The following is a 12789-nucleotide window of genomic DNA, read 5'->3' on the forward strand; positions in this document are numbered from 1 at the left end:
AAGATTAATATAATTTAAGAAGAGAAACGACCTTGTCTTTTCCAAGGGTGTAAAGGAAACTGATCAGACGGGGCCCCTTCTCCTTGGAGATAAGCGCCTGGTAGACCGCTGTAAAAAAATCGGCTGACTCAAGCTCCAGTTCCTTCATCATGTCATAGACCAGGATACTGAATTCCTTCTCTGCCATTATTTCAATGTTCTTTTCAACAATCACAGCAAGCCGTCTGACTGCTTCCTGATTCTTTGTTTCCAGTTCAACAGGACCGTCTTCTACGGTCCTCAGAGCATATCGGAAATCTTCGGGTGCAAATTCTTTAACCCATACCCAGGCACAGGCACAGCGCTGTCTGAAACGCTCATTCTGCTCGGGAGCCAGATCATCCATAGTGGCAACTACAGCATCAATATCTCCGGAGTGAACCTGAAGCAGGTTGCACAGGTGACGGATCTGCATCTGGAACGGCATCTCTTTCGGGACATCACCAACCTGAGACAATTCATAGATACGAGCCTGTTTTTCCCATTTTTTCAGAGCCTTGGGACTGTCGGGCTTATTAAAATATGTCCGCTCACACTTATCATAATCTTCATAGATCTTCAGTACATCGAGATCAAAGCTGATGGCGAATTCGGTATTTGGTCTGGTTCCGGCAAACATATAGCGGAGAACTTCCGGCTGGTACACTTCCAGAACATCCTCCAGCGAGATAACTTCACCTGAGGAGGAGGAGATTTTCCCACCCCGTCCCTTGATGCGGATAAAGTCATACTGAAAGGTTACAGGAGGTTCATGATCATAAACTTCCTTGGCTGTCTTTTTAGCTGTATCAAAGGAACCGCCCTCGGAGTGATGGTCCTTGCCGGCAGGCTCAAAGTCTACCTCTTCCTGCTTCCATCTCATGGGCCAGTCGATTCTCCAGGGGAGTTTAACTGCGGATGTCTTACGTAGATCAACTGTTTCACTATGACCGCATTCACATTCAAAGCTCACACCGTAATCTCCGTCCCAGCCTGTAACCTTTGTGGTATCCCTGTCACAGGATGTACAGAATACAGAAACTGGCATCCAGTCGGCGGGAAGATCACTTGTCCGGCTCTCATTAAGCTGACGGCGAATATCATCCTGATGAACAAGAGCTTTTTTGATACCTTCTGCGTATTCGGAGTTGCGGTAGCGTTTGGCCTGATATATATATTCAGGAAAAACACCCACTGCAGGAAGAAGATTTTCGAGAATCTTTTCATTGGCAGCTGCGTAACTTTCCGCGTCTCCCAGTACATCGGGAACCACAACGATGGGTTTTCTTAAATAAGTTTCCAGCATCTCCTGCTGGGGCATGTTCTTGGGAACCTTTCTGAAAACATCATAGTCATCCCAGGAATAAATGAAGCGAACTTTCTCGCCCTTGTCACGGAGAGCCCGGACAACAAGCTCCACAGAGATAATCTCTCTGAAGTTCCCTATATGAACAGTTCCGGAAGGGGTAATTCCCGAGGCACAGGTGAAGTGTTCCCTGGGTCCTCTTTCCCGGATAATTTTATCGGCGGTAATATCCGCCCAATGTGTCGATCTTACTTTGCTATTATTACTCATGGCAAGAAATTATATAGATGCTTGCCTCCAATGACAACAGAGGATGCCCTTCAAAAGCTCAAAGGACATCCTCTTTTAACTATTTTTGGATCATTTATTCAGCTGCAGCCTCTCTTAACTGTTTCCTCTGCCGCCTCTTGAGGACCTACCGCCCCTACCGCCACGGGATGCTCTGCCCATTCTGTTAAAATCCAGATCCAGCGTTTCTCCATCTATTTCGGCAGAAAGAACTCTCATAAAGGTTGATTCAGTTTCGTTACCCCACCTGTTCGTGGGCATGTCATATCCTGAAACGTTAACCGCTTCTCCGCCTTCCAGTTCAAGATCACCCAATACAAAGGGGGGAACCATAAGGAATACTTTTCCATCCGCTGTATTCAGATAAGGCATGGTACCTTCTTCAAGAACAAGGGTACCTTCGGCGCTGATTTCCTCAAGCTTTATAAGATTTCCATCTTCATCATAACACTCATCCATTGGAAACCGGCCAAAGCCCGGACCATTCTGATCCCCCTGGAAATTCCGACACTGTTCAAATCTTCCACCGTCTCTGAAACCTCTTCCGTAAAACTCGCTGTCCTGATCTTCCTGACTGCCGTTTGCGAACAAAGCCGCTGAACTCATTAGAACCAATGCTGCTATTGATATTGTCTTTTTCATGAATAACCTCCAGTTATCATTTACTATTTGATAATTTGAAATATAAAGTGTGAATATAAACGAAATATGAACGGCCTGTAGGAAGAGTCTGAATGAAGTACATGGAAATACTGAAGCAGTTCTGAAAGAGTGCCGATAGTTTGATCATGAAGAAAATGATCATTCTCAGTCTCTTAGTAATAATTCTACCTGTCTTTGGACTGTACGCCTATGAAGAAGAAGGTATAGCCTCCTGGTATGGTGGAAAATTTCATGGAAGACTCACTGCAAACGGTGAAACTTTCAACACACATGAGCTTACAGCCGCTCATAAACAGCTCCCTTTCAACACAATGGTTACGGTTACCAATAAGACAAACGGTAAATCTGTTCAGGTTAGAATCAATGACAGAGGCCCCTTTGTAGACGGCCGGACAATTGATCTCTCCTATGCTGCAGCGGTTCAGCTGGAGATGATAAAAACCGGCACAGCACCCATCATCCTGCAGGTGGACAGTATGGATTTCCTGGAAATCCGGTTCTCCATTCAGGTGGGAGCCTACGGAAACCTTGAAAATGCCACTGCCATGAAAAGGAAACTGGAAGCAAACGGTTTTTCACCAAAAGCCACATTAAATAATAAGGGTGTTACCAGAATATATCTGGCTGATATCCCTGAAGATGAAACCATGATCTATGCAGACAGACTGAAAACCATGGGCATAACAAACATACTGATAAAGCAGAACTGATGCCTGTTTTCAAGAAAAATATTATTATCACTCTTCTACTGATCTCCCTGACAGGCCTCAGCGGCCTGCATGCTCAGGGAACAGAATCCAAAGAAATTGACCTGCCATGGTTCGGTCAGCTTGAGGAATGGGGTGATGAAGCCCTGGGTGACAGCAAGACCTTAGATATTGCCCGCCACGGATGTGCGCTTACATCGACTGCGATGGTACTTAAATATTACGGTGTAAAAACCGATCCCCGAAAACTCAACAAATGGCTTCTTAATAACAGCGGCTATGATAAGGGTTGGGATGACGAAAGTGGAGAGTACCTTGGAAGAGTCCGCATGATCTGGGACATAGTGGCTTCTGGTCACAGCGAAATAGGATTATTCAGACGCTACGACTTCACTGCCCTCCCGGCGGATCTTTATCTGATCAGAGGATACCTGGATGGTGGGATTCCTGTAATTGCCGAAGTGTTAAGACCGGGGGCAATACCCCACTTTGTTGTTCTGACAGCCTATGAGGGTGATGATTTTCTTATTCGGGATCCCCTTGATGAGGATATCCGTTACCTCAGTGAAGGATACAAAATCTCTGACAGTCACGGCAGCGGAGCCGCCCGGAATATATTCGGTATCAGAATATTTACGCCGGCGGACTGAGAAGTTTCGGTCCAAGGTTTCTTATACCCAGCAGTCCCAGAGGGGCAGTAAACAGAATGGCAAGAACTGCCAACGCCAGAATCAGCTCACCTTCGGGCACACCGGCGGCAAGGGGAACAGAGCCCATGGCAGCCTGCACTGTTGCCTTGGGAATATAGGCTATCACACAGAAAAGCCTCTCCTTCCGGTTCAGACCACTGCCCAGAGTAGCAAGCCATACACCCAGAGAACGGAATACGAGCCCGCCGCTGATAATCAACAAACCCGTTAGCCCTGCATTCCAGGCCACCTGCAGATCCACAGAAAGGCCGATAAGAACAAAGAGAATTATTTCAGCAAAAATCCAGATTTTCTTTAGTTTGGCGGCCAGTTCATGAGCCACATGCTCCACTCTCTCAAGAAGGATAAAACCACTTGTCATAACTCCCAGAAGAGCGGCTGTATGAATATTATTACCGATATCCACTAACAGAATCGCCAGGCCCAGAAGGAGTAGAATTTTCTCTGTGGCTCTGACTCTTTCATGGTATTTTCTGAAATACCAGGCCAGACCGAACCCCACAACGATTCCCGGCAGAATACCACCGAGAATTGAGATCGGAATATTCAGAAGAGCTCTGCTTATCTGTACATCCTGTCCGGTTGATAAACCAAGAAAGATGGAGAACAGTGTAATTGCAAAAACATCATCCAGGGACGCCCCGGCCAGAACAATAGTTGGAACCTCTTTATCCTGCCCCAGTCCGCTCTCCTGAAAATTCAGCATGGATGGTACCACAACTGCCGGAGACACTGCAGCCAATATAAAACTGCAGGTACCTGCAACAACCCATGAGAAACCCATAAAATGATGGAGTAGTACCATCAGGGCCGCCCCTTCAAAGATGCAGGGGAGAAAAGACATCAACAGAGCCGTCTTGCCTACCCTGGCCAGAGTCTTGGGGCTGATCCCCAGGCCGGCTCTGAGAAGAATGACGATAAGAGCCATAGATTTAAGAAAGGGACTGAGTTCATTTAAAGATTCCGGGGTATTGCCTTTTGCAAAGAAACCAATGAACATCCCCCAGATAATCATACCCAGGACATTGGGTAGTCCTATTTTTGTAAAGAGTCTGGAAAAAATCCAGCCTCCGATCAGAGTCAGAACAATCAGGAGATTCAGACTCACGAGTTCACTGCCTTTGCTGCTTCCTCGGCAATAAGACGGATACCCTCTTCAACAGAGGCTTCATCCTGAGAGTAGTTGAGGCGTATGCACTGTCTGCTGTGTTCCCAGTCTTTTTCAAGACCAAAGAAAAAATATTCTCCGGGAACAATGATGACCTTTCTTTTCTTAAGCCGTTCATAAAGCTCACGGGAAGTAATGGAAAGATTCTTAAACCATATCCATAAAAAGATAGCGCCTTCACTCTTATGAACCCTGTAATCCACCTGAGGGGGCATATACTTCCTGATCCATTCCTGGGCCTGAATAGATTTATTTCTGTAGAAGGGCATAACCTTATCACGGCTTATTTCAAGGATTTCAGAACTCCTGAACATTGACTCCGTAAGAACCTGACCGATATTCACATTGGCAAGATTAATAATAGCATTACAGGATGAGACAGCCTCTATGACCTCAGGATTTGCCACGATGATTCCGGTTCTCACCGAGGGAAGTCCGATCTTGGACAGGCTCATGCTGAGTATTGTATTTTTATTCCAGAAAGGATTCACATCTTCGAAGATAATCCTGGGAAAGGGTGCCCCGTAGGCATTGTCAATAATCAGAGGCACATCTGCCGATTCAGCCAGCTCGGAAAGCTGCTTTACCTCATCATCACTGATCACATTTCCAGTAGGATTAGTCGGGCGTGAAACACAGACCGCTCCGATATCATCGGAGAGTTCCAGCTTGGAAAAGTCCACATGGTATTTAAACGTAAATTCATCAATCTCTTCAATTGATGCCGGACAGGTGGTAAAGATATCCTCTTCGACTCCCTGATCCGCATACCCTATATATTCGGGGCAGAGGGGAAAGAGTATCTTCTTCTTTACACCCTCAGCATTCATGCCGGCAAAAAGGTTGAACAGGATAAAAAAGGCTGGCTGGCTGCCATTGGTTATGGCGATATTCGCAGGGCCGATATCCCAGCCGAAGTTCTCTTTCAGCAATCCGGATACAGCCTCAAGAAAAGAGTGCCTCCCCTGAGGAGTATCATAGGAAACCAGAGCCTTCTCAAGACTCCCATCACCCAGGAGTGCGAAAAGTCTCTTTCTCCATACCTCCTGGACCTCATCAATCTGCGCAGGATTTCCACCGCCCAGCATACAGACTTTCTCATCCCCGGCTACGGCTTTACCCAGGTCATCCATCAATTCAAGAATTCCGCTCTTAGCTGTGAACTTTTCACCAAATGCACTGATTTTCATAGCTGTTATTATAGGGATATGGGGAAAAAGATCCATATGTCTATCCATGATAGACGCGCTATCATTATTTTAAAAAAACCATTGCAATTCAATTCACACTGACTTATTCTGAGTGAAAGAAATATTCCAGGGAGCGGCAACTATGATTTCAGTGTCCAAGGATAATAAAGTATTCCATATTCAGACAGAAAAAAGCTCCTATGTTCTGGGAGTTTCTGCCAAAGGTCATCTCAGTCATTACTACTTTGGAAAGAGAGTCATACAGAGAGAAAAGATGGAAAATCTGTTCAGGACACTGCCTCTGCCCTACGCTTCTTCAACCTCATACAGTGATGATGATCCGGCCTATTCTCTCGATTTCATTGGAAGGGAAGAAGCAACTCCCGGGAAGGGAGACTACCGCAGGCCGTCCCTTATTCTGAAGGATCGCAGCAGCGGAGACGGAGTATATGACTTTATCTACCACAGTCACAGCCTGAATGAGGAAAAGGTTCCCCTGAAGGGTCTTCCATCGGCATTGAAAGCCGGTGATAAAGCATCTCAGACACTGATAATCCGACTTAAGGATCTGAGTAGAGAAGTCTATCTGAATCTGAGCTACAGCTCCTTTCCTGAATCCGATGTTATTACACGAAACTGCCTCATTGAAAACCGAAGCGGTGAAACAATTGAGCTGGACAGGATTATGAGCTGTTCTCTTGATATGGATCTGCAGGATATGGACCTGATCAGCCTCAACGGTGCATGGATCAGAGAGAGACATGAACACCGCCGTACTCTCGGCCCCGGACTGACAGAACTGGGAAGCCGCAGAGGTGTCAGCAGCTCTGACCATAACCCCTTCTTCGCCCTGGCCACAGAGGATACAAATGAATCTTCCGGAGAATGTTACGGGTTTTCGCTGGTCTACAGCGGGAGCCACAGCTGCCTTGTTGAGCAGAGTCCCCAGAATCAGATCCGTATTCAGCTTGGAATCCAGGATGAAGGTTTTCACTGGATACTGAATAACAGTGATGATTTCCAGACACCCGAAGCAGTTCTCTCCTTCTCAGAAAATGGACTCAGTCATCTGAGCCGTAATTTCCACCGTTTCGTACAGAACCATATCGTGCGGGGCCACTGGCAGTATAAAGAACGTCCCGTACTGATAAACAACTGGGAGGCAACGTATTTTGACTTCAACGAAAAGAAACTCCTGGCCCTGGCTAAAGAAGCAGCCTCCACAGGAATTGAGCTCTTTGTTCTTGACGATGGATGGTTCGGAAAACGAAACGACGATACCACAAGCCTGGGAGACTGGTTTGTAGACAGGAAAAAACTTCCAAACGGCCTGAAGGGATTACAGGAAAAGATAAAAAAGATCGGAATGAATTTTGGTCTCTGGGTGGAGCCCGAGATGATTTCTGTGAACAGTAAGCTCTACCGTGCCCACCCCGATTGGATGGTCCGCTCCTCCAGGCAGAACCCTTCTCCCGGACGTAACCAGTTTCTTCTGGATCTGACAAATAAAGAGGTCAGAGAATATCTTGTTAAAACATTAAGCGATGTATTCTCAAGTGCAGATATCAGCTATATAAAATGGGATATGAACCGTAACTTCAGTGACTGTTTCAGCAACTGTCTGCCCGCAGACCAGCAGGAGGAATTTGCACATCGCTATGTTCTGGGACTCTATGAAATTCTTCAGGCTCTAAATGCTGCATTCCCTGAAATCCTCTTTGAATCCTGTGCCAGCGGAGGCAACCGCTATGATCTGGGAATGCTCTGTTATATGCCCCAGACCTGGACAAGTGATAATACAGATGCCATTGAGCGGCTGCCCATCCAGTACGGTACATCCTTTTATGCACCACCTTCAACAATTGCCGCCCATGTCTCAGGCGTCCCCAGCCACCAGGTTCTTAGAGAGACATCTCTGGAGTCACGTTTTAACACGGCTGCCTTCGGAGTTCTGGGTTATGAACTGGATCTGACAAAAGGGACAAACTTCGATAAAAAGGTCATAAAAAAACAAATTAATTTTTACAAAAAACATAGAACTCTCTTCCAGTTCGGTGATTTCTACAGAATCAAGGGAGGTACTGATGAAAATGAGTATCTTTGGATGGTTCTTTCAAAGGACAGGAGAGAGGCCATGGCCGGATGGTACCAGATACTGGCCCGTCCCAATGCCTACCCCCGGCGCCTGCGCTTCCCGTCACTGCTTCCGGACTCAGAATATACTGTGAGCAACAGGGTTCAATATGAAAATATCAGACGCTTCGGTGAGCTGGTAAAAGAGGCTCTCCCCCTGGATCTGAAGGAAGGTGGGTTGGTACTCAGCAAGCTGGCGGATAATTATCTGTATAAGCTTGAAGAAGACACAATCACTGCGGGTGGAGACTTTCTTTCTGCCAAAGGGTATCTTCCACGACCTGGATTTTATGGATCAGGGATGAAAGAAGGGATCACTTTTGTTGGAGATTTCGGATCAAGAATCTACCATATAGAGATAAAGTGATAAATATCAGTGAAAAACAGTTTATCTTGCCATTAGTGATTGTTCCATTTACTAAAGTACTGAATAATGAAGAAACATGATGAATAGTGAATCACTGCCATCAAACAAAGAAAACGATTCTCCCCTGTCCATTCAGGAAAAAGAAAGTTATAAAGAAGTCATAGAGACAATAGGAATGTCTGCCGAGTTTATCCTGACCAATGCGGTGGACTCGGTACTCCATATCGGCCGTGACGGTACTATAATAAAACTAAACAGTATAGCTTCGGCCATTCTTGGTTATGAGAAAACAGAATTATCTGGAAAGAATATCTTTTCCCTCATACCCGTAGACTACCATTTTTTTATAAAAGCCAGAGTCCCCTGCAGCCCGGAAGACGGAGAGAACGAAATATGCTGTTCAAAAACAGAAGAGCTTTTTTTACTTCGATTCCCCGACAGTGATGGAGTACTGAACAGCTATGAATGTATTATTTTTCCCTATACAGAAGATGATAAAGTCTCCTTTTTTCTCAATATGTGGATACCAGACCACAGCAAAAATGAATTATTCAACAAACTGAAAGAAGCACAGGGGAACTACGAAGCCCTGACCGAAACTATCACCGAAGCAGTAATCATGGTAGATGAATCCTTCCAGATTCTCTATGCAAACACGTCCTGCAAAAGGGTATTCGGCTACAGCCGGGATGAACTTATCGGCTCTCCTTTTGCAATGCTCTTCCCTGCAGAAGTATTCAGCAGATATTCAAGTGAATTTAAAAAATACTTCTATATGGATTCTCAGGAAGACCAGACAGTAAAGAAAGAACTTGAAGTTCTGGGACGGAGTAAAAACAGAGGAGTCTCTCCCCTGGAGATATCCTTCGGGAATTCCCGAGAACTGGAGCAGCGGACTATTATCTGTATTATCCGTGATATCAGCCAGAGAAAAAATGTCGAACGTAAACTCCGCTATCTGGCATACCATGACAAATTGACAGAACTTGGAAACAGAGATCTGTTTCATACGGATATAGAAGAATTCTTCCGTGTCTATAAATCTCATCAGCAGCTCTGCGGAGCACTCCTTTTCCTTGATCTGGATGGATTCAAGCAGGTGAATGACACACTTGGACATCAGGCAGGAGACATGCTTCTGATCTCAACTGCAAAACGTCTGAGAGGATTACTCAGAGAATCGGATATGATATACCGTTTCGGTGGAGATGAGTTTGTCATTCTGATAACCAAGCTGAATAAACAGTCGGATGTTGAACTCATCTGTAGAAAGATTCTGCAGGTTATTCAGCGCTCATACAATTTCGAGAAGAATAGACAGAGCCATAAGGTTAATATAGGTGTAAGTATCGGAGTGGCCCTTCTTCCCAACCATGGTAATGATGAGGAAACCGTCACCAGACAGGCCGACCTGGCAATGTATAAATCCAAAGAATCAGGCAAAAACCGTTTCACTATTTTTTCAGAAGAGCTCACCCTTTCGGCTCAGAATAAGTGGCTGATTGATCAGGGTCTGAAAACAGCGCTGGTCAACCAGGAGATGTTTCTTCTATATCAGCCCATCGTTGATAAAAGCGGAAATATATCCGGCGTTGAAGCGCTGATCCGCTGGAACCACCCCGACCAGGGACTGATATCTCCAGATGAGTTTATCCCCTCAGCCGAAGAATCAGGATTGATAATTCCCATAGGGCGCTGGGTTCTGGAACATGCACTTCTGGATATAAAAGAATTGAACAGAATCATGAACAGGGATCTTTATGTCTCTGCAAATGTGAGTACCAGACAACTTATGGCTCCGGACTTTCCTGAAATAGTGGACAGAGCCATTAAAAGATCAGGAATCAAACTGAAAAATCTCAGGCTTGAGCTGACAGAATCCTTTATCATGGAATCTCCCGATCACTCCATCACCGTTCTTGAAAAACTGAAAGAAGATCATCCGGGTTTGAAAATTGTTATAGATGACTTTGGAAAAGGTTATTCCAGCCTTCACTACCTCAGCCGTCTTCCCGTAGATGTAATTAAAATTGACCGCTCCTTTATCAAGGAGATTCCTGCAGATAATAACAGGAAGGTAATCAATTCAATAATCAACCTTGCCACAAGCCTTGACCTGGGAATAGTCGCCGAGGGCATTGAAACTGAAGAGCAACGGGATTATCCTCCTCTGAACAGTTGTCAGTACATGCAGGGCTACCTTTTCAGCAAACCCCTGACTTACAAGGAACTTCTAAAATTCCTGAATAGCTGATTTTATTTTCCCGGAGAGCCCCTAATGACCAGGTTCCTCATATCCATAGCCCTGATCCCAATCGGATTAATGGCAGGGCTTATTCTGAAATCATCATTACATAAATGGAATACTCCTGATGCAGTTTATTTTTCCTCTTCTGATTGGCTGACAATAGAATCTTTCAAAAGAGTTTTCCATTCCTCTTCTGTAGAGGGTTCAAACTTCAGAAGGAATCCTCCGGGATGACAGAATATGGTATTTGACGGTCGGCATTGTGTAAAATCAAGAAAATCCAGCCCGTGTCCTGTACGGAACAAAGCCCTTCCTGCAGTGTTTTTCTCATCAAAACTAAAGACCGCAGCTATACTCAGTTCATCCACCATCTCCTTATCTGCAGAACGGAGAGCCGATGCCAGTTCCACCGGAGGGCACACCCTATAGCTCAGAACCTTTACAGCACCGAAATCCAGAACCTCTGTGTGTTCCTCGTTTTCCAGCCAGACTAGAGCCTTATTTCTCATATGCTCAAATGCGATATTATCCCGGAGAGCCTCCGAAACCATGCGAACCGCATCAAGGGGATCAAGTTCAAAGCCCTTCAAAAGAAGTTTTTGAGAGAAAGAACAGTAAGAACCGCTCTCATCCAGATTCCCGTAATCATTAAGAGCCTGAATGCCCCCGGTATCCACCCTGGAGAGAAGAATCAGAGAATCATGAAGCCTTGAATTCTTCAGCTCGGGAAAATATTCATCAAAGATCATAAGAGCTGTTGAAGGAAGAGTTCCATCCTGATGATGATCAAACATCTGCCGTGCGGGGTCGTATACCATTCCGCAGTCCAGAACCCAGTCATCCTTTTCCAGAGCATTCTCTGCAATAAGTTTTTCAGTATCCCGGTTCTCCTGCCTGATTATTTCATCAGGCTGTCTCTCCCTTACAAGGGCCAGGAGAGCGGAAGCCACAAGTTCATCAAGATGAGCCTTACCTTTATGTGTAAAAATTCTGAATTTATCTGTCATATTCTATCCTTCCTGAGTCATCATTAAAAATCCGGAAAAAGCAGCATTGCTGGGAGCGAGTGAGGGATCTACATGAGTTTTAATCTCATTGATAAAATCCCGGTAAACTTTATAGAACTCATAATAGGGTCTGGGTCTATAAACAATATCATCGACTTCAAGTGTTTTCAGGATTCCCTTGGCAGTAGTCGGTTTGACAAAGACGTCCTTCTGAGGACGGAGATAGGCCGGAACGACAGTCATAAGGGTCCACTTTGCCAGTTTTCCCATGGATAAAACATCAAGGAGCCCGTTAAAACCCTTCTCTTCATCAAGATAGAGCATCTCGTAAAGGCTGTTTGTCAGATGATCCCTGTCATTGCTGTTAAGAGAGCGTACAAAGTCTCTGGTTCTCGGTTTTTCAAAGACAGAGACCATGGAGGATGCAGTCACCATTTTGATGAATTTCTCTGACAGCTCATCTCCATTGGAAAACTGATCCTCTGCAAAAGAAGCCTCCGCAAATGCAATCATTTTATCCATTTTATGTTTTTTACCGATGGCCACCATCTCAGGGTCCTGAAATCCTCCTGGATAGCGTAGCAGAAAATTCTGCTCGGCAGTTTTAAGTTTATCTAAATTCATATTATTTCCTTTCTATGCTATGTCATTAGAATCATGCCATACTATATTCATACAATAAATATATGACAAAGCATATGAGTAATCCTGATTATAAAAACCAAAAATCACCCTTTGAAAACAGAGTAGATGACCTTATTTCAAGAATGACTCTTAAAGAAAAGGGAGGGGGGACAGTACCAGGGACCCTGGTTCAGGCCGGTATTCATAACCCGCCTGCTTCAGAAGAAGGGCATAAAAAAAGGGGCTGTTGCAAAAGTAAAATTGCAGCAGCTCTTTTTTTGGTCCACAATCCTTTCCTGAATATTCTTATGTTAAATCTATAAACAGCACCTTAGTTTGCCCCTGTGTCACCAAGTTTTA

The 12789-nt window shown here is 45.0% G+C and carries 11 protein-coding genes; 5 read left to right on the forward strand and 6 right to left on the reverse strand.

From position 1 onward, the window contains the following. Nucleotides 1-4: 4 nt before the first annotated feature. Both lysS and DV872_RS19570 read right to left on the reverse strand, forming a co-directional pair. Entirely contained in the window at nt 5-1594 is a 1590-nt protein-coding gene (lysS, locus tag DV872_RS19565; protein WP_114631652.1) for a lysine--tRNA ligase, read from the reverse strand. A gap of 114 nt (nt 1595-1708) precedes the next feature. Further along, a complete protein-coding gene (locus DV872_RS19570) occupies nt 1709-2254 on the reverse strand; it encodes a hypothetical protein (RefSeq protein ID WP_114631653.1) in 546 nt (181 codons plus the stop codon). A gap of 146 nt (nt 2255-2400) precedes the next feature. Here DV872_RS19570 and DV872_RS26655 point away from each other — a divergent pair, with 146 nt between their 5' ends. Both DV872_RS26655 and DV872_RS19580 read left to right on the forward strand, forming a co-directional pair. Continuing rightward, nucleotides 2401-2985 carry a septal ring lytic transglycosylase RlpA family protein gene (locus DV872_RS26655; protein WP_158547069.1) on the forward strand — a complete coding sequence of 195 codons (585 nt, stop codon included), beginning with the start codon at nt 2401-2403 and terminating at the stop codon, nt 2983-2985. Then, nucleotides 2985-3632 carry a C39 family peptidase gene (locus DV872_RS19580; RefSeq protein WP_114631654.1) on the forward strand — a complete coding sequence of 216 codons (648 nt, stop codon included), beginning with the start codon at nt 2985-2987 and terminating at the stop codon, nt 3630-3632. The genes DV872_RS26655 and DV872_RS19580 overlap by 1 nt, the downstream gene beginning before the upstream one ends. On the opposite strand, the gene DV872_RS19585 is transcribed toward DV872_RS19580, so the two are convergent. Together DV872_RS19585 and DV872_RS19590 are read right to left on the reverse strand one after the other, a co-directional pair. Next, entirely contained in the window at nt 3616-4800 is a 1185-nt protein-coding gene (locus DV872_RS19585) for a sodium:proton antiporter (RefSeq protein WP_114631655.1), read from the reverse strand. The genes DV872_RS19580 and DV872_RS19585 overlap by 17 nt on opposite strands. Next, nucleotides 4797-6050 (reverse strand): valine--pyruvate transaminase, encoded by a 1254-nt coding sequence (locus DV872_RS19590; RefSeq protein ID WP_114631663.1) that lies wholly within the window; start codon nt 6048-6050, stop codon nt 4797-4799. The genes DV872_RS19585 and DV872_RS19590 overlap by 4 nt, the downstream gene beginning before the upstream one ends. A gap of 142 nt (nt 6051-6192) precedes the next feature. Between DV872_RS19590 and DV872_RS19595 the strand changes: the two genes are divergently transcribed. After that, entirely contained in the window at nt 6193-8550 is a 2358-nt protein-coding gene (locus DV872_RS19595; protein WP_114631656.1) for an alpha-galactosidase, read from the forward strand. 76 nt (nt 8551-8626) lie between these two features. Beyond that, nucleotides 8627-10804 (forward strand): EAL domain-containing protein, encoded by a 2178-nt coding sequence (locus tag DV872_RS19600; protein WP_114631657.1) that lies wholly within the window; start codon nt 8627-8629, stop codon nt 10802-10804. Nucleotides 10805-10929: 125 nt separating this feature from the next. Here the strand turns inward: DV872_RS19600 and DV872_RS19605 are convergent, their stop codons facing one another. Continuing rightward, nucleotides 10930-11805, reverse strand: a complete 876-nt coding sequence (locus tag DV872_RS19605; protein WP_114631658.1) for an MYG1 family protein — start codon at nt 11803-11805, stop codon at nt 10930-10932. Between the two features lie 3 nt (nt 11806-11808). Continuing rightward, the gene (locus DV872_RS19610) at nt 11809-12429 is read right to left on the reverse strand and encodes a hypothetical protein (protein ID WP_114631659.1); all 621 of its coding nucleotides are present in this window, start codon (nt 12427-12429) and stop codon (nt 11809-11811) included. A 62-nt stretch (nt 12430-12491) separates the two neighbouring features. On the opposite strand from DV872_RS19610, the gene DV872_RS19615 reads away from it, so the two are divergent. Then, nucleotides 12492-12752 carry a hypothetical protein gene (locus tag DV872_RS19615; protein WP_147283217.1) on the forward strand — a complete coding sequence of 87 codons (261 nt, stop codon included), beginning with the start codon at nt 12492-12494 and terminating at the stop codon, nt 12750-12752. Nucleotides 12753-12789: the final 37 nt, after the last annotated feature.

The organism is Oceanispirochaeta sp. M1 (genome assembly GCF_003346715.1).
Lineage (GTDB): Bacteria > Spirochaetota > Spirochaetia > DSM-2461 > DSM-2461 > Oceanispirochaeta.

Coding starts and splice junctions, on each gene's coding strand:
- lysS (WP_114631652.1), bottom strand. CDS start 1,594: ATGAGTAATAATAGCAAAGTAAGATCGACACATTGGGCGGATATTACC.
- DV872_RS19570 (WP_114631653.1), bottom strand. CDS start 2,254: ATGAAAAAGACAATATCAATAGCAGCATTGGTTCTAATGAGTTCAGCG.
- DV872_RS26655 (WP_158547069.1), top strand. CDS start 2,401: ATGAAGAAAATGATCATTCTCAGTCTCTTAGTAATAATTCTACCTGTC.
- DV872_RS19580 (WP_114631654.1), top strand. CDS start 2,985: ATGCCTGTTTTCAAGAAAAATATTATTATCACTCTTCTACTGATCTCC.
- DV872_RS19590 (WP_114631663.1), bottom strand. CDS start 6,050: ATGAAAATCAGTGCATTTGGTGAAAAGTTCACAGCTAAGAGCGGAATT.
- DV872_RS19595 (WP_114631656.1), top strand. CDS start 6,193: ATGATTTCAGTGTCCAAGGATAATAAAGTATTCCATATTCAGACAGAA.
- DV872_RS19600 (WP_114631657.1), top strand. CDS start 8,627: ATGATGAATAGTGAATCACTGCCATCAAACAAAGAAAACGATTCTCCC.
- DV872_RS19605 (WP_114631658.1), bottom strand. CDS start 11,805: ATGACAGATAAATTCAGAATTTTTACACATAAAGGTAAGGCTCATCTT.
- DV872_RS19610 (WP_114631659.1), bottom strand. CDS start 12,429: ATGAATTTAGATAAACTTAAAACTGCCGAGCAGAATTTTCTGCTACGC.
- DV872_RS19615 (WP_147283217.1), top strand. CDS start 12,492: ATGACAAAGCATATGAGTAATCCTGATTATAAAAACCAAAAATCACCC.